The organism is Actinomadura meridiana (assembly GCF_039537545.1).
GTDB lineage: Bacteria > Actinomycetota > Actinomycetes > Streptosporangiales > Streptosporangiaceae > Spirillospora > Spirillospora meridiana.
The window spans coordinates 402,166-426,397 of record NZ_BAABAS010000004.1; the positions used below are offsets into that span (position 1 = coordinate 402,166).

Below are 24,232 nucleotides of genomic sequence, written 5' to 3' on the forward strand. Positions count from 1 at the left end.
CGCTCAGCGCTTGGTTTCGTACCTGGTCAGGAGTACTCCGTCGGGGAACGTCCGGGTCTCCACCAGGTTCAGGTTCACCCAGTTGTCCAGGGCCGTGAAGAACGGCGTGCCGCCGCCCACCAAGACCGGCGCGGTGGCCAGCACGTACTCGTCGATCAGCCCGGCCCGCATGGCCGCCGCGGCGAGTGTGGCGCCGCCGATGTCCATGGGGCCACCGTCCTCGGCCTTGAGCCGGGCGATCTCGGTGACCGCGTCGCCGGTGACCAGGCGGGTGTTCCAGTCGACCGTGCTGGTCGTCGAGGAGAACACCACCTTCGGCATGTCCCGCCAGCGGCGGGCGAACTCGATCTCCGCCGGTGTGACGCCAGGCTGCTGGTCGGCGGTCGGCCAGTGGGAGCTCATCGTCTCCCACAGCCTGCGCCCGTACAGCGCCAGGTCCGTCGCCCCCACCCGGTCGGACCACCACTGGAACAGCTCGTCGCTCGGCACGCTCCAGCCGAGGTCGTCGCCTGGCGCGGCGACGTAGCCGTCCAGGCTCAGGTTCATCCCGAAGGTCAGTTTCCGCACGGCGTCAGCCTTCCCATAGGTTGGTCCTCCGCATATGCAGACCAGAACGGCGCAGAAAAGTCATCGGTCACCGAGGGCCGCGGCCGCGCTGGCCTCACGCAGGCTCTGGCCGCCGTTTGGGACGGGTCGGAGTTCATTGTCACCGAATTCGATCGGCTTGCCCGGGACATGGCAGAGGCCGACCAGATCCTTACCGGCCCGTCCGGTCGCGGCGTCCTGTTCGGACTGGTCAGGGGAGCTTGACCGCCAGGACGTCGAGGGGACGGATCTCAGGTGCTTCGCTGAGCATGGTCTCCGCGGCGTCCATCAGCGCGGCGGCGATCCTGCCCTCCAGGTGCTTCTGGCGCCCCTGCTCGTCGTCGAAGGTGTCGAAGACGCCGAAAGTCGTGGCGCTCAGCCGGAACGCGAACCAGGCGACGGTGTTGTCCTCCCGCAGCGCGAGTTGCAGCGCGTCGTGCAGCAGGGCTTCGACCTTGTCGGCGTACTCGGGCTTGGCCTCGATCTTTGCCAGCAGTCCGAGTTTGCTCATGATGCACTCCTGTGATGTGGTTTCGTGGAACGGGCGGTGCCGGTACAAGGCACCGGATCTCGCCTGGACAACGAAGAATCTAGGCCGCCCGAGCCGCCCCACCCAGTGGCGGAAACGACCTGATCGATATCGTTTCCGTCATGCATGTCGCTGTTCTCGCATACGACGGCGTTTTCGACTCCGGGCTCGCGGCCCTTCTCGATGTGCTGGCGGGGGCGAACGACATGCGGGGCGAGCTTCCGGAACCGCCGCCGCCCTGGAAGGCCACCACGATCGGCTTCCGCCGACGCGTCCGGACGGGTGCCGGGCACGTGGTCGAGACCACCCCCGTCAGTGCGGCCGAGAACGCGCACCTGCTACTGGTGCCCGCTGTGGCCGAGCGGCGCCCCGATGCTCTGATCGCGCACGTTTCGGGGTCGGACGCCGCGCCCCTGCGGCAGTTGGTGGTCACCACACGCGAACGCCGCACACCCATCGCGTCCGCCTGCACTGGGACGTTCCTGCTGGCCGAGTCAGGAATCCTCGAAGGGCTGCGCGCCACTACGAGTTGGTGGCTCGCACCGTACTTCCGCACGCGCTACCCGGAGGTCACAGTCGACGAGACCCGCATGGTCACCACGTCGGACGGTGTGACCACTGCCGGGGCGGCCTTCGCACACGTCGACCTCGCACTCGCGATCGTCCGGCTGAACAGCCCGGCGCTCGCGGATCTGGTCGCCCGATATCTGGTCGTCGACGAGCGCCCGTCCCAGGCGTCGTACACCATTGCCGCGGCACTCGCGCAGAGCGACCCGATGCTCGCGGCCTTCGAGCGCTGGGCTCGGATCCACCTCGATCAACCGATCTCGATCACCGACGCGGCGCGGGCCATCGGCGTCAGCGAACGCACGCTCCAGCGAACCATGCGCCGGACGCTCGGCACGTCACCCGTCCGCTTCGTCCAGGACCTGCGCATCGAACGCGCCTCGCACCTGCTGAGAACCACAGATCTTCCCTTGGAGATCGTCGCTCGGAAGGTCGGCTACGAGCATGCCAATACGCTCCGGATCCTCTTGCGTGAGCGCACGGGTGCGACGGCGGGCGCTCTGCGACGATGACCTGGCGGGATCCGTGTGATGGCCCGACGGTCAGATCGTCTCGTCCGGCCTCTGACGGGACCTTGCCACTGAGCTGCGTGGGCTGGTGTTCGAGGTGCTTGGTCTGGCCCTCTGGACGAGTGACCCCGTGGGCGTCCGGTCCACGGAAACTCCGCAAAAAGCTGTTGGTGGACCACGGCGACCACTGCTAGTTTTCTGGAAGCCGTGCCAGAGAACGAGGAGGTGGTACCCGTGAGCAAAGTATCGACATGGGTGCTCCCTTCTGGGGCCACGGTCGGGCGGTAGGTCGTCCGGGAGCGCCGTTCAAGAGCACTCCCGAAGGACACGACCATGCAATTCACTTCTGAGCAGCGCCTCGACGACGGCGTCCTCGAACGCAAATTCACCGTCGACGAGGTCCCCGGCATCCTGTGGACGCCCGCAGCCGCGTCCGCACCGGTGCCGCTGATTCTGATCGGCCACCCCGGCGGAGTGGACAGGATGTACCCCCGGCTGGCGGCCCGTGCCCGGCACTCCGTCGCGGACGGCTTCGCCGCGGTCACCATCGAGCTTCCCGGAAGTGGTGATCGTCCTCGCTTGGCTGTGGCTGAGCAGGCTCGCACCGACCTGCGCCGGGTGCTGCAGGCCGGTGAGCCGGTGCCCGAGGAGATCGTCGACCGGCTCGTCCTCCCGCTGGTCGAAAAGGCGGTCCCGGAATGGCGGGCCACCCTGGACGCTCTCCTTTCGCTGCCCGAGATCGGCGGCCCGGTCGGGTATTCGGGGGGAGTGATCGCGATCGGCGTCCGGCTGGCGGTGGTCGAGCCCCGCGTGTCGGCCGCCGTTCTGTTCGCCGGGAGTTTCGTCCCTCGCGTAACGTTCGAGGAAGCTCGTCAGGTCACCATCCCGCTGCACGTCCTATTGCAATGGGACGACGAGGGGAACGACCGGCAAGCGGCCCTGGACCTGTTCGACGCCTTCAGCACCAAGGAGAAGACGCTGCACGCCAACATGGGCGGACACACCGGCGTCCCCCAATTCGAGGGGGAACCTGCGGCCCGCTTCTTCACCCGGCACCTGAAGTAGAGCCGGGCGGACAGGCCAGCAACACGCAGTAGGAAATGTCGGCCAGGATGCCGCTTGTCGAGGAGATTTCCCAGCTCTCCTCGATAACGGCTTCCGGCAGATGCTCGACCGCCCCGATCGCGTCAGTACCGGCCATTGGCGGCACCGACCGGTCGGGGCGGCGCTCAGCCATCGGTGCCTCCATCGAGCTGGCCCCGCGCCGTGGCGTACTCGGCCCGTACTTTGGCGATCGCGATCGACCTGACCGCCACCGCCAGGCCGAGCCCAGATTGGCGCTCACCCCACCAGCCGTCCGCGAACCAAGCGCACAACGAGCACCACACTGACTCCCACTGGCGCGGTTGGGTTGGGCGTTACTTCTCGTCCGCGTCGGTTTCGGCGGTGATGGATGCCTGGTAGACATCCGCGTAGGTAGGGGAGTCCTTGACCAGGTCGTCGCAGAACGCGGCGACGTCGGTGCCGATGAGTTCCACAACTCCCTTGCCTGCGGCGACGCCCTCTTCGAAGAAGTCGACGATCCCGGGGAGCAGGGGCCCGTCAGGCAAGCTGATCGGTCCGATCTTGAACAGGTACTTCTGCATCTCGTTGTAGACGATCTGGTAGTCCGGCGGGAGTGCCTTGACCCGAGCCACGTGCGCTCGCCATTGTTTCTTGCCTTCGATGATGTCCTGGATGCTCACGTCAGCCTCCCAGCCGGCTCAATTTCTTCGCGACGTTCCTGTTCAGCTGCTCGCGCCACCGGTCGCGATAAGTCCGGGCCCCTGCTCCGCCGGCCAGCGCGGTGCAGAAGCCTTGGATGTCCTCGCCGAGCACCTCGTGGACGCTCTGGCCGTCCGCCGCTGCCACTTCGAGCAGCCCCAGGGCCGAGTCGAGGATCGGCATCAGGTTGCGGCCGGTGAAGTCCCCGTAGGGGAAGAGCTGGGCGATGATCTGCCCCCACGCCGCCCGGTAGTCGTCCGGCAGGACCTCGGCCCGGGCCTCGAACGCCTTCCATTCCCTGGTGAGATCGCTGCCTGTGACCTTCTCCCAGAAGTTCATCTCACGCCCTCCTTGAGCTTGTCGATGCGTGATGAGAGGTACTGCCATTTCGCCCAGAACTTCGCGAGTTCCTCGCGTCCGGTGTCGTTGAGCGCGTAGAACTTGCGTGGGGGACCAACCCCGGAGGGCCGTTTCGTCACCTGGACGAGCCCGTTCCTCTCCAGCCGCAGCAAAATGGTGTACACCGTCCCCTCGATGACATCGGCGAAGCCGAGCTCGTTCAGTTGGCGGGTGATGGCGTACCCGTAGGTTTCCTCGCTGCCGATGATTTCGAGCACGCACCCTTCGAGCGTGCCTTTCAACATCTCCGTCAGGTCGTCCATCGCCGATGCTCCTCAGCCCTGTCGGTACTGCGTGCTACCGAATACCACTATACGGTATCACCGAGTAGTGGAGGGCGGTGGTATCTCCGGTAGGCGTGAACCCGGGGCCGTCGGCGAGGACCAGGGCTTCACAACGGCGGCCAAGGTCGCGGACTTGCTCCACGCGGCCGACCTGGAGCTCGCCGAGCGGGCCGCGCTCGACGAGGGCGTGACTGTTCGGAGCGGCCAGGGCTACGCCTTGCGCGTCAGCGCCGTCCCAGCCGTGCACCGCCAGCTCCTCGCCCGCTGCCAGTCGTTCGACACCGGCCAGGGCGTCCCGGCGGTCTCGGCCCAGCGCAAGGCCCGCCGCGAACACGAGAACCGCGCCAGTGCGCTCACACCGGCCGGACCATGATCACCGGCTTAGGGTCAACCGCTGTACCCATGTTCTCTGAGGCCGGAGATGGCCGACGGGTGTTGTTTGAGCTTGGCCGCGCTCATTTGTTCTTTGTGGTGTCGTCAAGCCGGGTGACCAGGGCGCGCAGGGCGGCCAGTTCCTCGGCGAGGGCGCGGGATCCCTCGGTGGTCAGGCTGAGCCAGGTGCGGGGACGGCGTCCGTGGTAGCCCTTGTGGATCTCGATGTAGCCGGCCTGTTCCAGCGTGCGCAGGTGGCGGGAGAGATTGCCGTCCGTGAGGTTCAGGGCGTCGCGCAGGTAGCCGAACTCGGCGCGGTCGGTCTCGTGCAGCACCGCCATGATGCCGAGCCTGGTGCGGTGGTGGACGGTGTCGTTGAGAGCCTGGGTGGGGTGCGGGGTCTCCGGCGCGCCGGCGGTGTCGGTCATGCCGGGTTCTGGGCCGCGGCCATGGCCAAACGCGGCCGGGCCCGTGCCCGAAGATGGACGGCCAGCGCGCCGAACAGCAGGACGCAGGCCAGCGGGATCAGGTTCAGCGCCGGGTTGAACAGCCCATCGATCATGCCACCGTACGGCGGCACGATCCACGGGGGGATCTGGCCGAGGCCGTAGCCGTTCATGATGACGCAGAGGCCGCCGTAGGCGACGGCGGTGACCGCGACGCCAGGGCTACGCTCGACCCTGGCCAGGATCAGCAGCCCGACCGCGATCGCCAGCAGTGGGCTGATCACGGAGCCTTCGGTGAAGCCGGACGGGTGCGCATCGCCCAGGCCGTGGTCCTGGGCGAACACGGCGAACACGAACACGGCGAACAGCGCCGTGCCCACGTACGCCCAGGGCTGCCATCGCATGGTGAGGCCGACCCGCGCGGCCCGCCGCCGGAACCACCAGGCGCACGCCAGGTAGCTCAGCGGCCCGGTGACCAGCCAGAACGCGATCGAGAGGGCCCCCGACCGGTCGTTTCCGTTCAGCCCCGCGTAGCCGCTGATCGAGCCCGGCTTGCTGAAGCCGCTGCCGTCCGGCTGCCACTGCATGGCGTCGAACGGGTTGGAGTACAGCGGGATCGAGGCCAGCGTCAGTAACCCGAAGATCGCCAGTGGGACGGCCGCCGCCCCGCGCGACCGAGCGCGGGTGAGCCGCCGCAGTCTGTCCACTTCATCGAGCATCCCGCCGGGTGATTGTGGGTCCATGGCTCCTCCAGAGTCTCGCGTCTGGAAATAACTTTGCATTAGCGAGTACTCTCTCGTCAAGAGGGTCGATGCCCGCCCAGAGTGTCACGGACGAGGGGGCCGCGCACACCAACATTGCGGCAAGCGCGAGACGCCCCCACGAAAGGGAGAAAGCATCCCCGCAGCCCAGGTTCCGGGGTTTTGCTCACCGGGACTGTTGGTGACCTGAGTTGGCGTGCGCCGTCATGACGGTAGAAAGATGGCGGTCGCCTCGTCGGTGAGGACGGCGGAGTGCGGGGCGCCCGGGTCGGTTTGCGCCAGGTGCATCAGTCCGAGGATGGCCGCGTAGGCGACTCGTGCCCGAGACTCCGCGCGGTCCGGTGGTAGGCCGAGCTCGCGGTAGGTGCGAGTCAGGAGTTCCAACCGGGCCTGGTCCACCTGACGGACCGCGTCCCGGACCCTGGGGTCGTTGCGGTCGCTGAGCAGGCTGAGGTGCACCGACGGGGCCAGTGGCTGGACGGACTGCACAACAACGGTGAGCAGATCGCGGAGCCGTTGGGCCGGATCGGCGATCGCGGCGAATTCGGCGAGCCCTTCGTCGCCGTGACCTCGGACCCACTCCGCGAGCGCCGCCGTGACCAGCTCGTTCCGGTTGCTGTAGTGCGCGTAGAAACTGCCCTTGGTCACGCCGAGCGTCCGCGCCAGCGGTTCGACCGCGACTGCCGCCAGCCCGCCGTCCGCGATCGCTCTGAGGGCGGCCCGCGCCCAGTCCTGGGCGGACAACCGGGTCGACTCGTTCACCACGCCACACAGGATACGCCAGCGTATTGACGGGTCTCGAAACCGAGGATACGGTAGCGTATCAATACGCATCCGTATCCGACGTCTCGGTGGCAAGGAGCAGCGCATGAAGCGTACGAAGGTTCGCCGCGTGGTCACCGGACACGACGCCGAGGGCAAGGCCCGCGTGGTCGACGATCGGGATGTCGAGCCCATCACGTCCGAGCTGATGCCCGGCTGCGCGTTCTTCCGGCTGTGGGGCCGCGACGATCGACCCGCGTTCCCCGACGACGGCTCGCCGCCCCACGTCGAGGCGTGGTATCCGCCCCGAGACGGATCGCGTTTCATGATCAACACGGTTCCGCCGGGGGAGTTGCTGCCGCCTCCGGATCTGGACGCGGCCGCGGCTCTGGAAGAGCTGGAATGGCAGATGCCGGGCGCGATGGCGGCGAATGATCCTGACGCCCCTGGGATGCACACCACCGACAGCATCGACTACGTCCTGGTGGTCGTGGGCGAGGCCACACTGGAGCTGGACGACGGCGAGCAGACGGTGTTGCGGGCAGGTGACGTGGTCGTCCAGAACGGCACCCGGCACGCCTGGCACAACCACGGCACCGAGCCCTGCACGATCGTCGGCGTCGCCATCGGCGCGGACCGCACCCGGCCCACGTGATCCAGGCCGGTCATCCGAAACACTGAAGCGCCTCGCGGGCGGCGTGGACGAGTAGGGCGTATCTGGCCTGGTGCGCTAGCGGATTCGCTGGCGGTTCGCAGAGGGGCGTTCGGACGATGACGTTTGGTCGTCGGCGGACGGCAGCATCCGATGCAGCTGGTCGAAAGCGCGCTGGGCGGTTGGGGTGATGTCATCGCGGATCGACTTTTTCGGCTCGCCGTTGGCCGTGCGGTCCAGGATCTCGTGCATCAGAACCCGCTGAAGCGTGACGATCTGGGCGGACGCCAGTCGACACGCCAGATCGTCCCACCGCAGCCCGTGGGCGAGGGCTGAGGCAAGTGCGTCCTCGCGCTCCTCGTGGATCTCCCGGAGCCGGGCACGCAGCGCCGGACTGCCGAGCACCATCGCGGCGAACTCTCGATCGGAGAACCCCAGCGTCGGATCGCACCGCTCCAGCGCCGCGAGGAAGTCACCGCGTAGGGCAGCGAGCACGGACTCACCCGGGGCGCGGGCCGCGACGACGCGGGCGGGCCCGGCGATGAGTTCGTCGGCGATGTCCAGGACCAGGTCTTCCTTGCGCGGGAAGTGGTTGGTGACCGTCATCTTGGCCACCCCCGCGGCCGCAGCCACGTCGGCGATGGTGACCTTGTCGAAGACGACCAGGACTGGGGCGAGCCGGTGGACGTGGTCCTCGACGGAGTCGGCGGCGACCTCGTCCAACGCGGGGTCGACGCGCTCCGGCCCCACGGTCGGCTGGTGGCCTTCAGCGCTGGTGGCGGCAGCGTCGACACGGGGAGCCTGCTCGGCGGGCTGAAGACCGTCAGCGGTTTCTCGATCGGCCTGGTCAGCCGCGAGCAGCCCGAGCTGGTCGATCAGATGAGGGCCGAACTGTGGCGGCTCCTAGCCGCAGGCGACCTGCATCCCGCCCACACCGAGTTGTCCTTCGAGCACGTAGGCGAGGCCGTCGCCCTTGTCGCCGAGCGCCGCAACCTCGGCCGCGTCCTGCTCAGACCGGGCAACTGATCGGCGCTCTCCCACTCCCGCCCGAAGCATCGCTTGCGCACGGCCTGAACACAGGCTCGCCCACACCAGCAGCGACGACCTTCTCAACTACGGCCGATCGACCTGAGACAGCGGCGATGCTCTCGTGCCCGGCGGTCAGGATGGCTGGACTTCGTCGAAGAGGGCGAGGGCTTCGGAGGGGTCCGGGCTCACGAGTCGTTCTAGACCGGCCGCCGTGATCTTCGCCCACCGCCCGGCCCGGGCCCACATCTGCTCCTCGAAGGCGCGGACGCCTTCGTCCAGATCACCGGGACCGGCGACGGACTCGGCGAGTTCGGCGCCTTCCAGCATCGCGAGGTTCGCGCCCACCCCCAACGGAGGCATCAGGTGTGCGGCGTCGCCCAGGAGCGTCACCCCGGGCACGTGCTCCCACGTGTGGGACACGGGCAGGACGTAGAGGGAGCGGTGGACGAAAGAAGTGCCGTGGCGGAGAAGGTCGAGGACGGGAGCAGCCCAGCCGTCGAACAGAGCCAGCAGGCTTGACCGAACGGCCTCAACGTCGGCCAGGTCCAAGCGCCCACACCCGGTCAGGCCCAGGTGCAGTTCCAGGTTCGTGTGCCAGTCCAGCGGCGCGCGGAACTGGGCGTACACCTTGACGTGGCCGCCACTGTTGCGCTGGGCGACGAGTGCGCGGTTCACGCCATACACCGCCACGGAACCGTCCCCGATCAGTCGTGCCAGGTCCGGGTGGCGGGTGTCGACGTCGTCCACCGAGGTCTCGACATAGGTGACGCCGGTGTAGCGCGGTGTCGCGGACGAGACCGCCGCGCGAACCCGGGACCAGGCGCCATCCGCGCCGACCACGAGGTCGAACGTCTCCTGTCGCCCGTCTGCGAAACGGACCAGAGCACCGTCCTGGGTCCCTGGCACGACCTCCGTCACATCTCGCCCCCACTGGACGTCGAGGGGGCCGAGCAGCAGGTCACGAAGTTGTCCACGGTCGATCTCGGGATTGGCTTGTTCGTCTGGACGGGCTTGCCAGTCGCGGAGGACGGCCCCGTCCGTGTCCAGAATCCGCATGGCCTGCCCCTCGGGACGAGACAGCGCCTGGAACTCCTCCAGCAGCCCCGCCTTGTCCAGCGCGAGCTGACCCAGTCGTTGATGCAGGTCCAACGTGCCACCGGGAGGACGGGAGTCGGGAGCGGGATCGCGTTCGAAAACGGTGACGCGATGACCATGACGGTGCAGGACGCGGGCGAAGGTAAGGCCGGCGGGACCGCCCCCGACCACGGCGATACGATGTCTCATGACGATAAACTGTATTTTCTTAATACGGTGTATCGCAACAGTACGATGTACCCATGACTGTGTGGGACCGGCCAGACCCGCCGACTCGCCCCGCGCCGCTCGACCGGGAACGGATCGTCGCCGCCGCCGTCGCGCTGGCCGACGAGGGCGGGCTGGCGGCCGTGTCGCTGCGCAAGGTCGCGGCCCGGCTGGACGTCGGCCCGATGCGGCTCTACGGATACATCTCCACCAAGGAGGAGCTGTTCGACCTCATGGTGGACGAGGTCCACGCCGAGATCGTCCCCGACGAGCGGCCCGGCGACTGGCGGGAGGTGCTGCGTGTCCGTGCCGACCGCACCAGGCAGGCGACCCTCCGTCACGAGTGGCTGGCCGACCTGCTGGGCGGCCGCCCGTACCTGGGGCCGAACGCCCTGGCCGTGGCCGAGGCCGCGCTGGCCGCCCTCGACGGTCTCGCCGACGTCGACACCGTCATGCGCGCCGTGGAGACCGTCAGCGCCTACACCACCGGCGCGCTCAGGCGTGAGATCGCGAACCTGCGGGCCGAACGCGCCACGGGCCTGTCCAAGCGCGAGTGGCAGCGCGCCTCCGGTCCGCATGTGACGAAGATGCTGGCCACGGGCCGTTTCCCGGCGCTGGCCAAGGCCGTGTACGACGGCACGGAGGTGGACGCCGAGACGTCCTTCGCGACCGGCCTGGACTGGGTTCTGGACGCCGTCGCCGCCAAACTCACCCCGCCACCGACCTGAAACCCAAATCTCCAGGCGCCCCAGCAACCAGCGCGGACATGGCTCCCAAGGCTGACCAGTCACGGGCCCGCGGCGGCGCGGTTTCGATCGCCTCAGAAACCTCTGTCAAATGAGATGTTTTAGGATCGCCTCGGCGAAATTGGTGGCCAGAACGGGGGCGGACGGCCCAGGGGCGTCCTCCGAGAAGGGCACGACCATGAGCCGGAACGACTGACCGGAACCGGCGGAGACGAACGCGATGCAGGTGCCTTTGGGACGCTTCGTGGGAGTGCCGAGCAGGGCCCGGTGTCCGGAGATCTTCTTGCGAGTGAGGTTCTGGAGGCTTTTGTCCTTGGTCTTGTCGGCCGACGGATAAGGAGTGAAGTCCACCAGGCCGCCTCGGGCTCCCCATTGGCATGACGTGGGGTTGTTCCGGGCGTGCTCTTCCCGTCCCTCCATCACAGTCTCGCTCGGTCCGCGTCCGAACTGAAGGTTGCGCGTCAGCGCTAAGCCTTCATGGTGGCTTTGGACGGTGCTGTGTCGCTGGGCGACGGCGGAGTCTGGCGGCCGGGCAGAAGGAGGCACAGCGGAATGGCGGCGGCGGCGAAGGCCGTCGACCACCAGAAGGCGTCGCCGAAGCCGTTGGCCAGGGCGGCCGGGGTACGGGCGCTGGAGGCGGTGTGCTGGACGATCACGGCGAGGACGGCGGTGCCCACCGAGCCGCCGATCTGCTGGGCGACGCGGGTGAGGATGCTGGCGTGGGGGATCTCCCGGTGTTCCAGGCCGACGTAGGCGGCGCTGGTGAGGGCGATCCTGGCGGTGCCGAGGCCCGCGCCGAGGAAGAGCAGCGCGACCATGAGCGCCGCGTCGGTGGTGTCGGGGGTGACGAAGGCGAACGGCACGGTGGCCGCGGCGACGACGGTGAAGCCGATGAGGGCGACCCGGCGGGAGCCGACGAGGTCGATGTACCGGCCGGCCAGGGGGCGGGACAGCAGCAGCCCGACGCCCTGGGGGATGAGCAGCAGTCCGGTGGTGAGCGGGTCCTCGCCGCGGGCCTGCTGGAAGTACAGCGGGAGCAGCAGCATCCCCCCGTACAGGGTGACGCCGGACAGGAAGCCGAGGACGGTGCCGGACGCCAGCGCGCGGTGCCGCAGGAGCCGCAGGTCGACCAGGGCGCCGGCGGCGCGGGGCAGGGCCCAGGCGGCGAAGCCGCCGACCAGGGCGAGGCCGCCGAGGAACGGGACGAGGACGGCGCCGCTGGTGAAGCCCGCGCTTCCCTCGACCTGGGCGAGGCCGTAGATGATGGCGGCGACGCCGGGGGACAGCAGGAGCAGGCCGACGACGTCCAGCCGAGCGCGGGGGGCGTCCGCCGCGGGCCGGTCACTGGCCAGGTTGCGCTGGGCGAGCCAGCCTCCGATGACGCAGAAGGGGATGTTGACCAGGAACAGCCAGCGCCAGTCGGCCACGTGCAGGATGATTCCGCCCAGCACGGGGCCGAGGATCGGGCCGAGCGCGGCGGGCAGGGTGATGGTGGCCATGACCTTGCCGATGTTGCGGCCCTTGGCGGCCTGCATGACCAGCGTGATGGTGAGCGGCATGATGATGCCGCCGCCGATGCCCTGGACGACGCGGAAGGCGATGAGGCTGGTCACGTCCCACGCCACCGAGCACAGGACCGAGCCGAGCAGGAACATGCCGAGCGAGGCGATCCACAGGTGTTTGCCGCCGAGGCGGGACTGGGCCCATCCGGCGAGCGGGATGGTGACGAACATGGCCAGCAGGTAGCCCGTGCTGACCCATTGGATCGTGGACAGCGGGGCGTCGAGCTGGTGTGCCAGGTCGTCGATGGCGACGCTGATGATCGTGGTGTCGAAGACGACGGCGAGCGTGCCGACGATGATGGTGAACGCCGTGCGCCACACGGCGGGGTCGACACGGTCGGGGTCCGGCGCGGGGGGCGCGGTGGGATGGGGAGTGCTCACGAACGACCACCTAAGATATAGAGTCCTATCTTACGGTGGTCAGCGTAGGGCCCGAGATTAAGATAGGCAAGTCTATCCAACGGAGGTGTGGATGTCCGAGCGGCGCCGCGGGGCGGCACTGGAGAAGGCACTCCTGGACGCGGCCTGGGAGGAACTGGCCGACGGCGGCTACGTCAAGTTCACGATGGACGCCGTCGTGCAACGCGCGGGCACCAGCCCTCCGGTGCTCTACCGGCGCTGGTCCAACCGTGAGGAGCTCGTCCGGGCGACCCTCCTGCACGTCCTGCGGGAGAACCGCCTCGGCCTCCCCGACACCGGGAGCCTGCGGGAGGACGTCCTCACCCTCATGCGGGACATCAACAAGACCCGGGTGGAGCTCCTCACCGTGATGAGCGTGCACCTGGCCGGTTTCTACCAGGAGACCGGGACCAGCCCGAGCGAGCTGCGCAACCCCCTGTCATCGGGACGCAAGCAGCTCGTCGACGTGATGTTCGCCCGTGCCGTCGAGCGGGGCGAGGTCGACCCGGAACGTCTCACCGACCGCATCAAGTCGCTCCCCTTCGACCTGCTGCGCCACGAGATCCTCCTGACCTTCGCCCCCGTGCCCGACCAGAACCTCGAAGAGATCGTCGACACCGTCCTCCTCCCCTTGGTGCGCTGACCACCGGCCGGGCCGCCGCCGGAGGAGGCGACCGACGAGGACGCGGGCGTCTCCATTGATAATCTCAACGTTGAGATTGTGGATGGAGGAGGGGCCATGGCCGACGCGGTGGACGCGATCCTGGCGCAGTGGGGGAGGGAGCGGCCCGACCTGGACGTGTCGCCGATGGGCGTGGTCGGGCGGATCTCACGGGCGAACCTGCTGCTGCGCCGGGGGTTGAAGGAGTTCTTCGACGAGCATGGCCTGGAGACCTGGGAGTTCGACGTGCTGGCGACGCTGCGCCGCCACGGCGCCCCGCACGAGTTGACGGCGGGCGAGTTGTTGCGCGCCGCGATGGTGACGTCCGGCGCGATCACCAACCGGATCGACCGGATGGAGGCCAAGGGGCTGGTCGAGCGGGTCCGTGACGGCGGTGACCGGCGGTCGGTGCGGATCCGGCTGACGCCGGAGGGACTGCGGGTCGTGGACGACCTGGTCGGCCTGCACGCCGCCAACGAGGACCGAATGCTCGCGGCGCTGGACCCCGCCGACCGGGAACGTCTCGCCGACACCCTGCGCACCCTCCTGGAGTCCCTGGGCGACACGTCCCTCGACTAACAACCGGGCCCCGAATGGCCGCCGGGGCCCCGAACCCCAGGGCCCCGAACCCGGGGCCCGGCCTCCAACAAGCGCCGGGCCCCGCACAACGTCCCCCACGGGCGGCGGGCTAGCCCGCGTGGGCCGGGGTCTCGACGGCCCCGGCGTCACGGTCACGACCCGCGTCCCCGGTCGTCTCGGCGCCTGGAGCGTCCTGCGCGCGGGTTTTGCCGTTGATGAGGACGCCCGCGACCACCGCGGCCGCCAGCATGACGGCGGCGGAGATCCACGTCGCCACCGAGTAGCCGTGCACCGTGGCCTCCGCCAGCGCCGCCCGCACCTGCGGCGTGTGCTGGGCGGGGTTCACCCGGTGGTTCGCCAGCCAGTCGGTGGTCGCGCCGGCCGCGATGGTGTTGAGCAGCGCGGTCCCGACCGACCCGCCCACCTGCTGCATGGTGTTGAGGGTCGCCGACGCGGCGCCCTGTTCGTGGGGGGCGACGCGGCTGGTGGCGGTGGAGATCGCGGCCATGAACGTGACGCCCAGCCCGAGGCCCATCAGGCAGATGCCGGGCAGGACCCGGCCCAGGTAGGAGGCGTCGACGTCCATGGACGCCAGGACGGCCAGACCACCGGACGCCAGCGTGACGCCCGGCATGATCAGGGTCCGGGCCGAGACCCGGTGCAGCAGCCGCGCCGAGATCTGCGTCGACCCGATGATCATGGCGGCGGTCATCGGGAGGTAGGCGACGCCGGTCTTCAGCGGCGACCAGCCCTTGATGCCCTGGAGGTAGTACGTCAGGAACAGGAAGACGCCGAACAGCGCGATGGTGACCAGCGCCATCGTCAGGAACGCGCCCGCCCGCTGCCGGTCCTTGACGATGTGCAGGGGCAGCAGCGGGGTGCGGGCGCGGGACTGCCACAGCGCGAACAGTCCGAGGATCGCGACGCCGCCGACCAGCAGGGTCAGCACCCGCGCGTCGCCCCAGTCGCGGGACTCGGCCTGGCTGAACCCGTACACGATCGACAGGACGCCCGCAGTGCCGAGCACGGCACCGACGATGTCCAGCTGGGCGCCGGGCCTGCGGCCCGTGTCCTTCAGGGTGACGACCGCTCCGATGACCGCGATGACGGCGACGGGGGCGTTGACGTACAGGCACCAGCGCCAGTCGAGGTATTCGGTGAGGGATCCGCCGACGAGCATGCCGATGGCGCTGCCCGCTCCGGCGATGGCGCCGAACACGCCGAACGCCTTGCCGCGTTCGCGGGGGTCGGTGAACGTCGTGGTCATCAGGGACAGCGCGGCGGGGGCCAGCAGCGCGGCGAACACGCCTTGCAGGGCGCGGGCGCCGAACAGCATGCCGGGGCTGGTGGCGGCGCCGCCGAGCGCGGACGCCGCGGCGAACCCGACCAGGCCGATGATGAAGCTGCGTTTGCGTCCGAACAGGTCGCCGAGGCGGCCGCCGAGCAGCAGCAGCCCGCCGAAGGCCAGGGTGTAGGCGGTGATGGCCCACTGCCGGTTCCCGTCGGTCATGCCGAGGTCGCGTTGCGCGGACGGCAGCGCGATGTTGACGATCGTCATGTCCAGCACGACGACGAGTTGGGCGAGGGCGATGACCACCAGCCCCCACCACCGCCGGGGGTCGGACGCCTGAGCGCCTCCCTCGGCCAGGGGGACGTCGGGCTTGTGCGGGCCCGTGTCGGGCCCTGTCTTCTCAACCATGTGTCGGTCTTCCTTCCGTGTGCGTCCCGGGTGAACACGACGCCGCTGAACAGGAGACGCCTCCGACACGTGCCCTGTGACAGCGCGGCCCTGTGATGTGAACCACCGGCCGGGGTTGTCACAAACCGGTGGGGACCTGCGTCTTGTGCGTGAGGAAGCATGGTGGGACGCGCAGGGGGGAGCGGGAATGGACGGCCGCCACGAACCGGACGAGGACACGACCGGCCCGGCCGGAGCACATGCCCCAGGGCACACCGGAGACAGGGCCACGGCCGCGTTCGTCGCGCACCGCAACCTGCTGTTCACCGTCGCCTACGAGATGCTCGGTTCGGCCGCCGACGCCGAGGACGTCTTGCAGGAGACGTGACTGCGGTGGGCGGGCGTCGACCTGGCCACCGTGCGGGAGGAACGCGCCTACCTGGTGCGGATCGTCACCCGGCAGGCGCTGGACCGGCTGCGGGTGCTGGGGCGCCGCAAGGAGTCCTATGTCGGGCCGTGGCTGCCCGAGCCGTTGCTGACGGCGCCGGACGTGGCCGAGGACGTGGAGCTCGCCGAGAGCGTCTCGACGGCGATGCTGCTGGTGTCGGAGACGCTGGCGCCGATCGAACGCGCGGTGTTCGTACTGCGCGAGGTCTTCGACCTGGACTACGAAGAGATCGCCGCCGCGGTCGGGAAGTCGGCGGCGGCGGTGCGGCAGATCGCGCACCGGGCGCGGGGGCACGTCGCCGCGCGCCGTCCCCGTGGCGTCACGTCTCCGGCCGAGACCCGCGCGGTGATCGAGGCGTTCCAGCGGGCGGTGGAGACCGGCGATCTGCAAGCGCTCCTGGACATCCTCGCGCCGGACGTGGTGGCCCTGAGCGACGGCGGCGGGGTGCGGCACGCGCTGCTGCGACCGGTCGTGGGCGCGGCCGTGGTGGCCCGGCTGCTGACGTCGGGGTGGACGCGACGCGGCGTCGACAGGTCGTTCGAGCTGATCCAGGTGAACGGTTCCCCGGGGCTGCTGGTGTGGTTGAACGGGGAGTTGGACGGTGTCCTGACGGCGCGGGTCGAGAACGGCCGGGTGATGGGCATCTACCACGTCCGCAACCCCGAGAGGCTGTCACGCGCCGGACACGAGACGACCATGAGCCGCTGACCCGGCCCCCGGCCCCGGTGGAGGCGAAGCTGACGAACTGGAAGAACGTGTTCGCCTTCTTCCGGGACGTGCGCTACGAGCTTCGCGACGTGGCGGTGACGGTGGGCGACGACGTCGCGTTCGGGCACGGCTTCGGTCGTCTCAGCGGGACGTCGGGCGACGGGACGGCGACCGACGGCATGTGGGTCCGGGTCACGTTCGGTCCGCGCAGGGACGGCGACGGCGGTTGGCTGATCGCGCACGACCAGGTGTCGGTCCCGGTCGACGTGCTGACCGGCAAGGCGGTGACCGACCTGCGGCCCTGACCGGGTGACGTGACCCGGTGGCGTGACCCGGTGGCCGGACGGCGGCCTGTCACAACGGTGTGAGTTGTGTCTCTCGCCATGCCGGTACGTCACATCGGAGGGGTGTCGGGGCCTCTTACTTATATGGGAGCCTTCGCGATTCAGCCGCGCGACACGACCTGCCACACCATTCTGCACGCCGCGCACGACGCCTTCCGCCGGGACCTGGACCGGCTGGTGGCGGCCGCGACGGCGGGCAAGGGCCGGAACGTGCACGTCCGCGCGGGCTGGGAGAACTTCAAGGACCTGTTCGTCGTGCACCACGAGTTGAAGGACCGGATGCTGTGGCCCCGGGTGGAACGGGCGGTCGGTGGCCGTCGCGCCGAGCGGGCGGTGCTGGCCGAGGTCCGCGCCGACCACGCCCGGATCGGGCCGCTGATCGGCCGGGTCGACGCCGTCATGCGGGACGGCGGTGACCTGCTGCCGGTCGTGCGGGAGCTGCGCGGCGCGCTGGAGGTGCATCTGCGGCACGAGGCGGTCAGCGCGTGGCCGTTGGCGGAGTCGGTGCTGGCGGCCGAGGAGTGGGAGGCGTTCGCCGCCGAGGCGAGTCGCCGGTGCGAGGAGCGGACGCCGCTGTTCGTCCCGTGGGTGGTGGACGGGATCGCGCCGATCGAGCGGAGCCGTTTCCTGACGTCGCTTCCGGCGCCGGTCCGGGAGCTGAACCGGGTGATGTGGGAGCCCACCTACCGCAAACGCCGCCTGTGGAGCGTGTGACCTCGAGGGGACGGCCAAGGGGTCAGAACCGGGTGGTGAGGACGGCCAGGACGGCGACGCCGACGGTCAGCCAGGCCGCGTAGTCGCCGATGTGGCCCGAGTGCAGGGCGTGCAGGCGTCCGGCGGCGGCCCGGGCGACCGGCACCAGACCCGACAGGGGCGGCCGAACCGGACGCCGGTGGACGGCGAGGAACGCCACGGCGACGGCCAGCAGCACCGTGAGGGCGGCCCCGGCCAGGCCGGGCAGGGTCCACGGGTCGGCGGGCGTCGGCCGCGGATGCGCGAGGTGCCCGCCCAGCACCAGCGCGGCGTAGTGGTCGCGGTCGGCGAACGTCGCGGCGGCGCGGGCGACGGGCCCGCCGGGCATCAGCCCGGCCAGCAGCCCCGCGGCGAGCAGTCCGATGCCGGGGGCGAGCATCGTCCACGGGAGGGTCCGCAGCGTGACGCGCGTCTCGGGATCCTCGTGCCCGGTCCCGGGTTCGGCTCCCGTCCGGTCGGCCCGTTCGGAACGTTCGGAACGTTCGGCGGCCTGCCCGGCGGTGACGACCGTGGCGGGCCCGGTCGCGGCCAGCAACACGGCGATGACGGCGAGTTTGGCGACGTCGTGCCACGACGACCACGGCCGCACCGCCACCCCGGCGATGAGCAGCGGCGCCGCCAGCGCGGTGACGGGCGCGACGGTGTGCAGGCGCGCGGCGGCGCCCCGGGTGAACGGCAACCGCAGCGCGGCGGCCACCGCCACAGCGGTGCCCGCCCAAATCAGCACGTCGGCGATCAGGTCGGCGGTCATCGGCGCCCGCTCACAGCGTCCGGCTGAGGAACCGCGCGAACACCAGCGACCCGGCGAACGACAGCAGCGCCAGCAGCAACGCGACGTCCAGGTAGGCGGGACGCCCGTACGCGGCGGCCAGCAGCACCAGGACCAGGGTGACCAGCGGTCCCGTCGCGATCAGCCCGGCGAGCCGCCCGGCGGGACGTCCCCGCAACATCGCCAGCAGCACCGGGACCAGCGCGCCCACCATGACGGCCAGCGCGGGCAGCGCCGTTCCCGCCACATCGGGGGTCACGACGTCCTCCCGTCCCGCGCGGGTTCGGTGACCAGCCCGGCATCGGCCAGGCGCCGTTCGAACGCCGACGGGCCGGACGCGAGCCGGTGCACGCGCAGCACCCCCCGCTCGGGGTCGACGCCACCGACGTAGGCGCCGGGGGAGGTGGACACCAGCAGCGTCGCGGCGGCACGCGCGCCGGTCCCGGCCGCGACGCCCAACGGCACCCAGGACCCGCCGCCCGCGCCGCGCACCACGACGCGGGCGGTGTCGGCGACGATCTGGGACGGCAACCACACCAACGGCAGCGACCGCCCGGGAACCCGGACGGCGCCGGACGCGGGTTCACCGCCGCGCCCGGTGTCACCGGAGAACAGCGCGCGGCGCCCGGCGACCGCCACGGCCGCGCCCACGGCGGCCGCCCCCGCCCCCACGGCGATCTCAAGGACGGAAACAGCGGACACCAGCGCCAGATACACGGCCAGCAGCACCGTCCACCACGCCAACGGTTCGGTGATACGGCGCCACAGTTCGGGGCGTACGGATTGGTCGGCGGACATGACCTCCGCCATGCCCGGCGACACGATTCCAACCGCGCCCCACCCGCGCCCCGGGCCGCGCACCGCCCCTGACCAGCGCGGGAACCACGCGTCCACCCACCCCCCGGCACCCCGCCGAGCCTTGACCGGACGCTGACCAAAAACCGGGAACCCGTTTAGCGAAAACGACGCGGGTACACCGCACAACCAATGAACGCCCCCGGAAACAAGGAGTGGATGACATGACTGGGCCGATCGCCCAGCAGACCTCGGGCGGTACGAGCGTTCAACGCGGCGGATCGAGCAGCAGCCTCGCCGACGTTGTCGACCTCATCCTGGAAAAGGGACTGGTCATCGACCTGTACGCCCGCGTGTCACTGGTCGGAATCGAGATCCTCACCATCGACGTGCGGATCGTCATCGCCAGCGTCGACACCTACCTGCGGTTCGCCGAGGCCGTCAACCGCCTCGACATCGCCCACGACGGCACCTCGCAGGGACTCCCGCAGTTCGTGGAGGGCATGCAGGAATCCGGCGCGAAGAAGAAGACCCGCGGCGCCCTGGAAGGCGCGGGGGAACGACTCAAGGAAACCTTCGGCGGCTCCGGAGACTCCGGAGACTCCGACAAGGGCGAGCAGGGCACGCGACGCCGCTCGTCCCGGAAGAAGGAGGACGAGTGACGATGACCACGCCCTCGTCAGGGCCCACGCCCAGACCCGAAACCCCCGGGCGACCCGGCCACGGCCCCCAGTACATCTACGGGGTGACACGCCCCGGCGCGGCACTGCCCGCCGACGTCACCGGCCTGGACGGGCACCCGGTCACCCTCGTGGAGAACGGCGGCGCCTGCGCCGCGATCGTCAGTGACCTGCCCCGCGACCGCGCCCTCGGCGAACGCGACGACCTGGTCGCGCACCAGCGGGTCCTGAACGCCCTGGTGGAGGCCGGGACCGCCGTCCTGCCGTTCCGGTTCGGCGCCGCGCTCGCCGACCGCGACGCCGTCGCCAAGGAACTCCTGGCCGACAACGCCGCCCGCTTCGGCGCCGTCCTGGACCGGCTGCAGGACCGGGTCGAGCTGCGGCTGAAGGCCACCTACGTCCAGGACACCGTCCTACGGGAGATCATGGAGGCCGAACCCGAGATCGCCGAACTCGCCCGGCGGCTCCGGGAGGTGCCGCCCGACATCGCCGACGCCGTCTACTACGACCGCGTCCGGCTCGGCGAACTCATCGCCCAGGCCATCCAGGCGCGCCGCGACACCGACGGGCAGCTCCTGCTCGACGGCGCCGCCACCGCCGCCGAAGCGGTCGCACCCAAACCACCGGTCCGCGAGGAGGACGTGCTGGACGCCTCCTTCCTGGTCGCCGTCGACCGCCGCGCCGAGTTCGAGGACGCCGTCGACGCCCTCGGCCGCGCCCACGCCGACCGGATCAGGGTCCGGCTGATCGGACCGCTGCCGCCCTACGACTTCGTCCCCGAGGCGTAGGCACGATGGGACTGTTCACCGGGCTGCTCACCCTCCCGCTGGCGCCTGTCCGCGGCGTGACCTGGCTGGCGGAGGTCCTCACCGAGCAGGCCGAAGCGCACCTGTACGACCCGGGCCGGATCGCCGCCGAACTCCAGGACGTCGCCGACCAGGCCGCGGCCGGGCAGCTCACCGAACAGGAGGCCGCGGCCCGCGAGGAGGACCTCATCGCGCGGCTCAACGAGGGCCGCGCCCGCCGCGGCGGCACGGCCCCGGGAGCACCGTGATGATGTCGGCGTCGCAGGCCGCCGAACGGGCCGTCGCCCACGTCACCGCGCTGACCGGCCGGTCCGCCGAGAGCGTCGTCGGGCTGGAACGCGCCGACGACGGCGGCTGGCGCGTCCGGGTCGAGGTCGTGGAGACCCACCGCATCCCCGACTCGGCCGACATCCTCGCGGTCTACGACACCGAGGTCGACGCGGACGGCGACCTGGTCGCCTACCGCCGCGCCCGCCGCTACCCGCGCGGACGAGTGGAAAGGGACTGAACGGCGTGAACGAGACCTCCTGGACCGGTGCCCGGTCCCCGGCCCGGACCATGGCCGGTGACCGGCAACCCGCGGGGCAGTCCGCCAACTTGGCGGACCTGCTGGAACGCATCCTCGACAAGGGCATCGTGATCGTCGGTGACATCCGGGTGAACCTCCTGGACATCGAACTGCTGACGATCAAACTGCGGCTGCTGGTCGCGTCGGTGGACCGCGCCAAGGAGATGGGCATCGACTGGTGGGAACACGACCCGTCCCTGTCGTCCAAGGCCCGCGCCGGCCGCCCCACCGAGGACGGCGACCACGATCTCGCCGAGGAGAACCGGCGGCTCCGCGAACGCCTGACCGCCCTGGAAAAGGCCCTGGAAACCGGTCCACCCCAAGAAGAGGCCACCAACCAGGACAAGCAACGAAAGACAGCACAGCGGAAACAGACGAAGGACAGCGGACCATGACCGGCACACCGCTCGCCGACGACCGGCGCGACGGCACCGCCGTCTACCTCTACGGCGTCGCACGCGACCTGGACCCCACCGCCCTGCGCGGCGCCTCCGGCGTCGCGGGCACCCCCGTCCGCGGCATCACCGCCGCCCGACTGACCGCCCTGGTCAGCACCGTCCGCCTCGACGAATACGGCGAGGGGGCCCTGCGCGCCAACCTCGAAGACCTCACCTGGCTGGAGAGCACCGCCCGCGCCCACCACGCCGTCGTGGCCCACGCCGCGCACACCGCGCCGACCGCACCCGTCCGCATCGCGACGATCTACCGCGACGACACGCGGGTCGCCGAAGTCCTCACGACCCAGGGCACACGGTTCGACGACGTCCTGGACCGCATCACCGGCCGCACCGAATGGGGCGTCAAGGCCTACACCACCCCCGGCCCCGGTACCGGCCCCGAAGACACCGGTGGGGGTCTCGCGCCGAACGCCGAGCCCCCCACCGGCCCCAACCCCGCGCCCACCCCCGACCCCGCCCCGGGGGCGGGCGCGGCGTACCTGCGGCGACGGCGACGAGAACGCGACACCCGCGAGGACGCCGCACGCCGCGACGCCGAACGCGCCGCCGACGTCCACGCCGAACTCGCCGACCACGCGGTCGCGTCCCGCCACCACTCGCCGCAGGACCCGCGCCTGTCCGGACGACCCGGCGTCCAGATCCTCAACGCCGCCTACCTCCTGGACGACGACCAGACCGCCGGGTTCCTCGCCGTCACCCGGACGGCGGGGGAGCGGCTGCCCGGCGTCGACCTCGAAGTCACCGGCCCATGGCCCCCGTACTCCTTCATCGACCCCGTCGACTCCACCGAACCCCAGGACCGATGACCGCCACCCTCGACCACGCCACCGACGCCCCCGTCCAACGGATCGCGCTGGTCGACCTGCTCGACCGGCTCCTGGCAGGCGGCGTCGTCATCACCGGAGACCTGGTCATCTCCATCGCGGGCGTCGACCTCGTACGCGTGTCGCTCCGCGCACTGATCACCACCATCCACGACGAACTCCAGGAGGGGCCACCATGACCCCACCACACCCCGCACCGTCTCCGACCCCGTCTCCGACCCCGTCATCGACCCGGTCGCCGACCAAGTCACCGACGATGCGACGCCTGCACACCGACCCCGAAACAGTCGAACGAGACCTGGTGAAACTCGTCCTGACCCTGGTCGAACTCGTCCGCCAACTCATGGAACGGCAGGCGCTACGCCGCGCCGACGGCGGCGACCTGACCCCCGAGCAGACCGAGGACCTCGGCCTCGCCCTCATGCGCCTGGACGAGGCCATGACCCGCCTCAAAGACCACTTCGACCTGGCCGACGACGACCTCAACCTCGACCTCGGCCCCCTGGGCCCCCTCCTCCCACCAACCTGAGTCCACGGTGAGGAACCGGGCCTGGAACGACGTCAGCGCACTGCGAGGGCCCGCGCCGTGTCGCGATAGGCGTCCAGGTGCTCGGCGTGGGACAACCGGTAGTGCCCGCCGACATCGGAGTGGAAATAGCACACCCACCGCAGCGGCTTGCCGTGCGCCGCGCGGGCACGACCCCAGTCGGTGACCGACCGAAGCCACCGCTCCGACTTGCGCACGTCCCAGGAGACGTCCACGCCGTACTCGGCCAGCCCCAGCGGAACCCCGCGCGCGTCGGCGAACTGGCACACCCGCCGCGTCCGGACGTCCATCGGCGTGGCGTCCCCGTTCGAGGTGATCTCGCCGATCGGGTACTCGTCGATCGCGACGAAGTCGACCAGCCCTTCGCCCGGCCAGTAGTGCCGCAGCGCCGACCGCGGATCGGAGTAGGGCAGGTTGCACGACCAGTTGGTGAAGCACACCCCGACCGGCACCCCGGCCCTCCGGAACGGCGGCGCGCTGCGCCGGTACAGGCGGACGAACGCCTGCCCGGACATGTCGTCGACCGGCTCGTGAAAAATGATCACATCACAGTCGTGGCCCCGCTCGACGATGTCCGCCGCGAGACCCTCCAACGTCGCGATCGGCGTCCGCATCGTCGGCTTGAAGCTGTACACGCTCTTGCGGGCACCAACGTCGTACCGAAGCTGCCCCCCACCCACCGACGCGGGCGGCGCGCCGTCATAACACCGCCGCACCGGTAACGCCCGCCCGGTGAGCGACTCGAACGCCCCGATCGCGTCGCCCCACCCCTGCCCCCTCACCGGCGTGACAGCCGCACCCACAAGCGTCACGACCCGCCGCCCCTACGCTCGCCCAAGGCGGTGACCGCACGTTCGGGGTCCTCGGTCAGATGGACCCGGTTGATCGTCACGCGACTCATGCGAACGTCACCCCTCCGGACACCCCGGCCAACTGCCACGCCGCG

At 70.3% G+C, this 24,232-nt stretch carries 38 protein-coding genes; 20 read left to right on the top strand and 18 right to left on the bottom strand.

Features of this window, described 5'->3' with window-relative positions:
- Positions 1-3: 3 nt before the first annotated feature.
- Both ABD808_RS05825 and ABD808_RS05830 read right to left on the bottom strand, forming a co-directional pair.
- Complete coding sequence (locus ABD808_RS05825) at positions 4-567, bottom strand: dihydrofolate reductase family protein (RefSeq protein ID WP_344890966.1); 564 nt, start codon at positions 565-567, stop codon at positions 4-6.
- 229 nt (positions 568-796) lie between these two features.
- Complete coding sequence (locus tag ABD808_RS05830; RefSeq protein WP_344890968.1) at positions 797-1,096, bottom strand: putative quinol monooxygenase; 300 nt, start codon at positions 1,094-1,096, stop codon at positions 797-799.
- Between the two features lie 140 nt (positions 1,097-1,236).
- Between ABD808_RS05830 and ABD808_RS05835 the strand changes: the two genes are divergently transcribed.
- Positions 1,237-2,193, top strand: coding sequence for a GlxA family transcriptional regulator (locus tag ABD808_RS05835; protein ID WP_344890971.1), 957 nt, complete (start codon positions 1,237-1,239; stop codon positions 2,191-2,193).
- A 330-nt stretch (positions 2,194-2,523) separates the two neighbouring features.
- Positions 2,524-3,255 (top strand): dienelactone hydrolase family protein, encoded by a 732-nt coding sequence (locus ABD808_RS05840; protein WP_344890974.1) that lies wholly within the window; start codon positions 2,524-2,526, stop codon positions 3,253-3,255.
- Here the strand turns inward: ABD808_RS05840 and ABD808_RS05845 are convergent.
- From ABD808_RS05845 to ABD808_RS05860, 4 genes are all read right to left on the bottom strand, one after another.
- Entirely contained in the window at positions 3,236-3,427 is a 192-nt protein-coding gene (locus ABD808_RS05845; RefSeq protein WP_344890976.1) for a hypothetical protein, read from the bottom strand. The two genes, ABD808_RS05840 and ABD808_RS05845, sit on opposite strands and share 20 nt — an antisense overlap.
- 181 nt (positions 3,428-3,608) lie before the next feature.
- Entirely contained in the window at positions 3,609-3,935 is a 327-nt protein-coding gene (locus tag ABD808_RS05850) for a DUF1048 domain-containing protein (protein ID WP_344890979.1), read from the bottom strand.
- A 1-nt stretch (position 3,936) separates the two neighbouring features.
- On the bottom strand, positions 3,937-4,293 hold the full coding sequence (locus tag ABD808_RS05855; RefSeq protein ID WP_344890982.1) for a DUF1048 domain-containing protein: 357 nt from the start codon (positions 4,291-4,293) through the stop codon (positions 3,937-3,939).
- Complete coding sequence (locus ABD808_RS05860) at positions 4,290-4,616, bottom strand: PadR family transcriptional regulator (protein WP_344890985.1); 327 nt, start codon at positions 4,614-4,616, stop codon at positions 4,290-4,292. Before ABD808_RS05860 ends, ABD808_RS05855 begins: the two co-directional genes overlap by 4 nt.
- Positions 4,617-4,683: 67 nt before the next feature.
- On the opposite strand from ABD808_RS05860, the gene ABD808_RS05865 reads away from it, so the two are divergent.
- Positions 4,684-5,010 carry a hypothetical protein gene (locus ABD808_RS05865; RefSeq protein WP_344890989.1) on the top strand — a complete coding sequence of 109 codons (327 nt, stop codon included), beginning with the start codon at positions 4,684-4,686 and terminating at the stop codon, positions 5,008-5,010.
- A gap of 82 nt (positions 5,011-5,092) precedes the next feature.
- Here the strand turns inward: ABD808_RS05865 and ABD808_RS05870 are convergent, their stop codons facing one another.
- The 3 genes from ABD808_RS05870 to ABD808_RS05880 form a co-directional block, all read right to left on the bottom strand.
- A complete protein-coding gene (locus ABD808_RS05870; protein WP_344890991.1) occupies positions 5,093-5,437 on the bottom strand; it encodes a winged helix-turn-helix domain-containing protein in 345 nt (114 codons plus the stop codon).
- Positions 5,434-6,198 carry a hypothetical protein gene (locus ABD808_RS05875; RefSeq protein ID WP_344890994.1) on the bottom strand — a complete coding sequence of 255 codons (765 nt, stop codon included), beginning with the start codon at positions 6,196-6,198 and terminating at the stop codon, positions 5,434-5,436. The genes ABD808_RS05870 and ABD808_RS05875 overlap by 4 nt, the downstream gene beginning before the upstream one ends.
- Before the next feature lie 222 nt (positions 6,199-6,420).
- Complete coding sequence (locus tag ABD808_RS05880; RefSeq protein ID WP_344890997.1) at positions 6,421-6,981, bottom strand: TetR/AcrR family transcriptional regulator; 561 nt, start codon at positions 6,979-6,981, stop codon at positions 6,421-6,423.
- A 103-nt stretch (positions 6,982-7,084) separates the two neighbouring features.
- Between ABD808_RS05880 and ABD808_RS05885 the strand changes: the two genes are divergently transcribed.
- On the top strand, positions 7,085-7,633 hold the full coding sequence (locus ABD808_RS05885) for a cupin domain-containing protein (protein ID WP_344890999.1): 549 nt from the start codon (positions 7,085-7,087) through the stop codon (positions 7,631-7,633).
- A gap of 75 nt (positions 7,634-7,708) precedes the next feature.
- Here the strand turns inward: ABD808_RS05885 and ABD808_RS05890 are convergent, their stop codons facing one another.
- Positions 7,709-8,380 carry a TetR/AcrR family transcriptional regulator gene (locus ABD808_RS05890; RefSeq protein ID WP_344891002.1) on the bottom strand — a complete coding sequence of 224 codons (672 nt, stop codon included), beginning with the start codon at positions 8,378-8,380 and terminating at the stop codon, positions 7,709-7,711.
- On the opposite strand from ABD808_RS05890, the gene ABD808_RS05895 reads away from it, so the two are divergent.
- Entirely contained in the window at positions 8,318-8,656 is a 339-nt protein-coding gene (locus ABD808_RS05895) for a zinc-binding dehydrogenase (protein ID WP_344891005.1), read from the top strand. The genes ABD808_RS05890 and ABD808_RS05895 overlap by 63 nt on opposite strands.
- 135 nt (positions 8,657-8,791) lie before the next feature.
- Here ABD808_RS05895 and ABD808_RS05900 read toward each other — a convergent pair whose 3' ends face one another.
- Positions 8,792-10,018 (bottom strand): FAD-dependent oxidoreductase, encoded by a 1,227-nt coding sequence (locus tag ABD808_RS05900; RefSeq protein WP_344892841.1) that lies wholly within the window; start codon positions 10,016-10,018, stop codon positions 8,792-8,794.
- Between ABD808_RS05900 and ABD808_RS05905 the strand changes: the two genes are divergently transcribed.
- Complete coding sequence (locus tag ABD808_RS05905; protein WP_344891008.1) at positions 9,997-10,689, top strand: TetR/AcrR family transcriptional regulator; 693 nt, start codon at positions 9,997-9,999, stop codon at positions 10,687-10,689. The genes ABD808_RS05900 and ABD808_RS05905 overlap by 22 nt on opposite strands.
- Before the next feature lie 105 nt (positions 10,690-10,794).
- On the opposite strand, the gene ABD808_RS05910 is transcribed toward ABD808_RS05905, so the two are convergent.
- Positions 10,795-11,058 carry a DUF3558 domain-containing protein gene (locus tag ABD808_RS05910; RefSeq protein ID WP_344891011.1) on the bottom strand — a complete coding sequence of 88 codons (264 nt, stop codon included), beginning with the start codon at positions 11,056-11,058 and terminating at the stop codon, positions 10,795-10,797.
- 116 nt (positions 11,059-11,174) lie between these two features.
- On the bottom strand, positions 11,175-12,650 hold the full coding sequence (locus ABD808_RS05915; protein ID WP_344891013.1) for an MDR family MFS transporter: 1,476 nt from the start codon (positions 12,648-12,650) through the stop codon (positions 11,175-11,177).
- A gap of 91 nt (positions 12,651-12,741) precedes the next feature.
- Here ABD808_RS05915 and ABD808_RS05920 point away from each other — a divergent pair, with 91 nt between their 5' ends.
- A complete protein-coding gene (locus tag ABD808_RS05920) occupies positions 12,742-13,311 on the top strand; it encodes a TetR/AcrR family transcriptional regulator (protein ID WP_344891016.1) in 570 nt (189 codons plus the stop codon).
- 96 nt (positions 13,312-13,407) lie between these two features.
- Positions 13,408-13,908: a MarR family winged helix-turn-helix transcriptional regulator gene (locus ABD808_RS05925; protein ID WP_344891019.1), complete on the top strand. Its 501-nt coding sequence runs from the start codon at positions 13,408-13,410 to the stop codon at positions 13,906-13,908.
- A 109-nt stretch (positions 13,909-14,017) separates the two neighbouring features.
- Here ABD808_RS05925 and ABD808_RS05930 read toward each other — a convergent pair whose 3' ends face one another.
- Positions 14,018-15,607, bottom strand: coding sequence for an MFS transporter (locus ABD808_RS05930; RefSeq protein WP_344891022.1), 1,590 nt, complete (start codon positions 15,605-15,607; stop codon positions 14,018-14,020).
- A 187-nt stretch (positions 15,608-15,794) separates the two neighbouring features.
- Between ABD808_RS05930 and ABD808_RS05935 the strand changes: the two genes are divergently transcribed.
- The 4 genes from ABD808_RS05935 (at position 15,795) to ABD808_RS05950 (ending at position 17,800) form a co-directional block, all read left to right on the top strand.
- A complete protein-coding gene (locus ABD808_RS05935; protein WP_344891025.1) occupies positions 15,795-15,974 on the top strand; it encodes a sigma factor in 180 nt (59 codons plus the stop codon).
- Positions 15,975-16,742, top strand: coding sequence for a sigma factor-like helix-turn-helix DNA-binding protein (locus ABD808_RS05940; RefSeq protein ID WP_425548900.1), 768 nt, complete (start codon positions 15,975-15,977; stop codon positions 16,740-16,742). It begins immediately after the preceding gene.
- 17 nt (positions 16,743-16,759) lie between these two features.
- Complete coding sequence (locus ABD808_RS05945) at positions 16,760-17,047, top strand: YybH family protein (RefSeq protein ID WP_344891031.1); 288 nt, start codon at positions 16,760-16,762, stop codon at positions 17,045-17,047.
- 123 nt (positions 17,048-17,170) lie between these two features.
- On the top strand, positions 17,171-17,800 hold the full coding sequence (locus ABD808_RS05950) for a hemerythrin domain-containing protein (protein WP_344891034.1): 630 nt from the start codon (positions 17,171-17,173) through the stop codon (positions 17,798-17,800).
- 22 nt (positions 17,801-17,822) lie between these two features.
- Here ABD808_RS05950 and ABD808_RS05955 read toward each other — a convergent pair whose 3' ends face one another.
- Genes ABD808_RS05955 through ABD808_RS05965 form a run of 3 tightly spaced genes read right to left on the bottom strand, consistent with a single transcriptional unit; the run spans position 17,823 to position 19,418 of the window.
- Positions 17,823-18,590, bottom strand: coding sequence for a monovalent cation/H(+) antiporter subunit G (locus ABD808_RS05955; RefSeq protein WP_344891037.1), 768 nt, complete (start codon positions 18,588-18,590; stop codon positions 17,823-17,825).
- A gap of 10 nt (positions 18,591-18,600) precedes the next feature.
- Positions 18,601-18,867: a monovalent cation/H+ antiporter complex subunit F gene (locus ABD808_RS05960; protein ID WP_344891040.1), complete on the bottom strand. Its 267-nt coding sequence runs from the start codon at positions 18,865-18,867 to the stop codon at positions 18,601-18,603.
- Entirely contained in the window at positions 18,864-19,418 is a 555-nt protein-coding gene (locus tag ABD808_RS05965) for a hypothetical protein (RefSeq protein WP_344891042.1), read from the bottom strand. Before ABD808_RS05965 ends, ABD808_RS05960 begins: the two co-directional genes overlap by 4 nt.
- Before the next feature lie 209 nt (positions 19,419-19,627).
- Between ABD808_RS05965 and gvpJ the strand changes: the two genes are divergently transcribed.
- The 8 genes from gvpJ (at position 19,628) to ABD808_RS06005 (ending at position 23,268) form a co-directional block, all read left to right on the top strand.
- Positions 19,628-20,065, top strand: coding sequence for a gas vesicle protein GvpJ (gene gvpJ / locus ABD808_RS05970; RefSeq protein ID WP_344891045.1), 438 nt, complete (start codon positions 19,628-19,630; stop codon positions 20,063-20,065).
- A gap of 2 nt (positions 20,066-20,067) precedes the next feature.
- Entirely contained in the window at positions 20,068-20,871 is an 804-nt protein-coding gene (locus tag ABD808_RS05975) for a GvpL/GvpF family gas vesicle protein (protein WP_344891048.1), read from the top strand.
- A 5-nt stretch (positions 20,872-20,876) separates the two neighbouring features.
- Positions 20,877-21,137: a gas vesicle protein GvpG gene (locus ABD808_RS05980; protein ID WP_344891051.1), complete on the top strand. Its 261-nt coding sequence runs from the start codon at positions 20,877-20,879 to the stop codon at positions 21,135-21,137.
- The gene (gene gvpO / locus ABD808_RS05985) at positions 21,137-21,397 is read left to right on the top strand and encodes a gas vesicle protein GvpO (RefSeq protein WP_344891053.1); all 261 of its coding nucleotides are present in this window, start codon (positions 21,137-21,139) and stop codon (positions 21,395-21,397) included. Before ABD808_RS05980 ends, gvpO begins: the two co-directional genes overlap by 1 nt.
- Positions 21,398-21,402: 5 nt before the next feature.
- Positions 21,403-21,852: a gas vesicle protein gene (locus ABD808_RS05990; protein ID WP_425548890.1), complete on the top strand. Its 450-nt coding sequence runs from the start codon at positions 21,403-21,405 to the stop codon at positions 21,850-21,852.
- Positions 21,849-22,721 (top strand): GvpL/GvpF family gas vesicle protein, encoded by an 873-nt coding sequence (locus tag ABD808_RS05995; protein ID WP_344891056.1) that lies wholly within the window; start codon positions 21,849-21,851, stop codon positions 22,719-22,721. Before ABD808_RS05990 ends, ABD808_RS05995 begins: the two co-directional genes overlap by 4 nt.
- On the top strand, positions 22,718-22,918 hold the full coding sequence (locus ABD808_RS06000) for a gas vesicle protein (protein ID WP_344891059.1): 201 nt from the start codon (positions 22,718-22,720) through the stop codon (positions 22,916-22,918). The genes ABD808_RS05995 and ABD808_RS06000 overlap by 4 nt, the downstream gene beginning before the upstream one ends.
- Positions 22,919-22,995: 77 nt before the next feature.
- Entirely contained in the window at positions 22,996-23,268 is a 273-nt protein-coding gene (locus ABD808_RS06005; RefSeq protein WP_344891062.1) for a gas vesicle protein K, read from the top strand.
- 32 nt (positions 23,269-23,300) lie between these two features.
- Here ABD808_RS06005 and ABD808_RS06010 read toward each other — a convergent pair whose 3' ends face one another.
- The gene (locus ABD808_RS06010; protein ID WP_344891064.1) at positions 23,301-24,098 is read right to left on the bottom strand and encodes a hypothetical protein; all 798 of its coding nucleotides are present in this window, start codon (positions 24,096-24,098) and stop codon (positions 23,301-23,303) included.
- Positions 24,099-24,232 lie beyond the last annotated feature (134 nt).

Excerpts from the sequence above, each read along its gene's own strand:
- ABD808_RS05860 (WP_344890985.1), bottom strand. The coding sequence starts at position 4,616 with ATGGACGACCTGACGGAGATGTTGAAAGGCACGCTCGAAGGGTGCGTG.
- ABD808_RS05830 (WP_344890968.1), bottom strand. The coding sequence starts at position 1,096 with ATGAGCAAACTCGGACTGCTGGCAAAGATCGAGGCCAAGCCCGAGTAC.
- ABD808_RS05995 (WP_344891056.1), top strand. The coding sequence starts at position 21,849 with ATGACCGGCACACCGCTCGCCGACGACCGGCGCGACGGCACCGCCGTC.
- ABD808_RS05955 (WP_344891037.1), bottom strand. The coding sequence starts at position 18,590 with ATGACCGCCGACCTGATCGCCGACGTGCTGATTTGGGCGGGCACCGCT.
- ABD808_RS05875 (WP_344890994.1), bottom strand. The coding sequence starts at position 6,198 with ATGGACCCACAATCACCCGGCGGGATGCTCGATGAAGTGGACAGACTG.
- ABD808_RS05870 (WP_344890991.1), bottom strand. The coding sequence starts at position 5,437 with ATGACCGACACCGCCGGCGCGCCGGAGACCCCGCACCCCACCCAGGCT.
- ABD808_RS05855 (WP_344890982.1), bottom strand. The coding sequence starts at position 4,293 with ATGAACTTCTGGGAGAAGGTCACAGGCAGCGATCTCACCAGGGAATGG.
- gvpO (WP_344891053.1), top strand. The coding sequence starts at position 21,137 with ATGATGTCGGCGTCGCAGGCCGCCGAACGGGCCGTCGCCCACGTCACC.
- ABD808_RS05935 (WP_344891025.1), top strand. The coding sequence starts at position 15,795 with ATGGACGGCCGCCACGAACCGGACGAGGACACGACCGGCCCGGCCGGA.
- ABD808_RS05920 (WP_344891016.1), top strand. The coding sequence starts at position 12,742 with ATGTCCGAGCGGCGCCGCGGGGCGGCACTGGAGAAGGCACTCCTGGAC.
- ABD808_RS05965 (WP_344891042.1), bottom strand. The coding sequence starts at position 19,418 with ATGGCGGAGGTCATGTCCGCCGACCAATCCGTACGCCCCGAACTGTGG.
- gvpJ (WP_344891045.1), top strand. The coding sequence starts at position 19,628 with ATGACTGGGCCGATCGCCCAGCAGACCTCGGGCGGTACGAGCGTTCAA.
- ABD808_RS05980 (WP_344891051.1), top strand. The coding sequence starts at position 20,877 with ATGGGACTGTTCACCGGGCTGCTCACCCTCCCGCTGGCGCCTGTCCGC.
- ABD808_RS05975 (WP_344891048.1), top strand. The coding sequence starts at position 20,068 with ATGACCACGCCCTCGTCAGGGCCCACGCCCAGACCCGAAACCCCCGGG.
- ABD808_RS05905 (WP_344891008.1), top strand. The coding sequence starts at position 9,997 with ATGACTGTGTGGGACCGGCCAGACCCGCCGACTCGCCCCGCGCCGCTC.
- ABD808_RS05835 (WP_344890971.1), top strand. The coding sequence starts at position 1,237 with ATGCATGTCGCTGTTCTCGCATACGACGGCGTTTTCGACTCCGGGCTC.
- ABD808_RS05885 (WP_344890999.1), top strand. The coding sequence starts at position 7,085 with ATGAAGCGTACGAAGGTTCGCCGCGTGGTCACCGGACACGACGCCGAG.
- ABD808_RS05925 (WP_344891019.1), top strand. The coding sequence starts at position 13,408 with ATGGCCGACGCGGTGGACGCGATCCTGGCGCAGTGGGGGAGGGAGCGG.
- ABD808_RS05950 (WP_344891034.1), top strand. The coding sequence starts at position 17,171 with ATGGGAGCCTTCGCGATTCAGCCGCGCGACACGACCTGCCACACCATT.
- ABD808_RS06000 (WP_344891059.1), top strand. The coding sequence starts at position 22,718 with ATGACCGCCACCCTCGACCACGCCACCGACGCCCCCGTCCAACGGATC.
- ABD808_RS05930 (WP_344891022.1), bottom strand. The coding sequence starts at position 15,607 with ATGGTTGAGAAGACAGGGCCCGACACGGGCCCGCACAAGCCCGACGTC.
- ABD808_RS06005 (WP_344891062.1), top strand. The coding sequence starts at position 22,996 with ATGCGACGCCTGCACACCGACCCCGAAACAGTCGAACGAGACCTGGTG.
- ABD808_RS05840 (WP_344890974.1), top strand. The coding sequence starts at position 2,524 with ATGCAATTCACTTCTGAGCAGCGCCTCGACGACGGCGTCCTCGAACGC.
- ABD808_RS05845 (WP_344890976.1), bottom strand. The coding sequence starts at position 3,427 with ATGGCTGAGCGCCGCCCCGACCGGTCGGTGCCGCCAATGGCCGGTACT.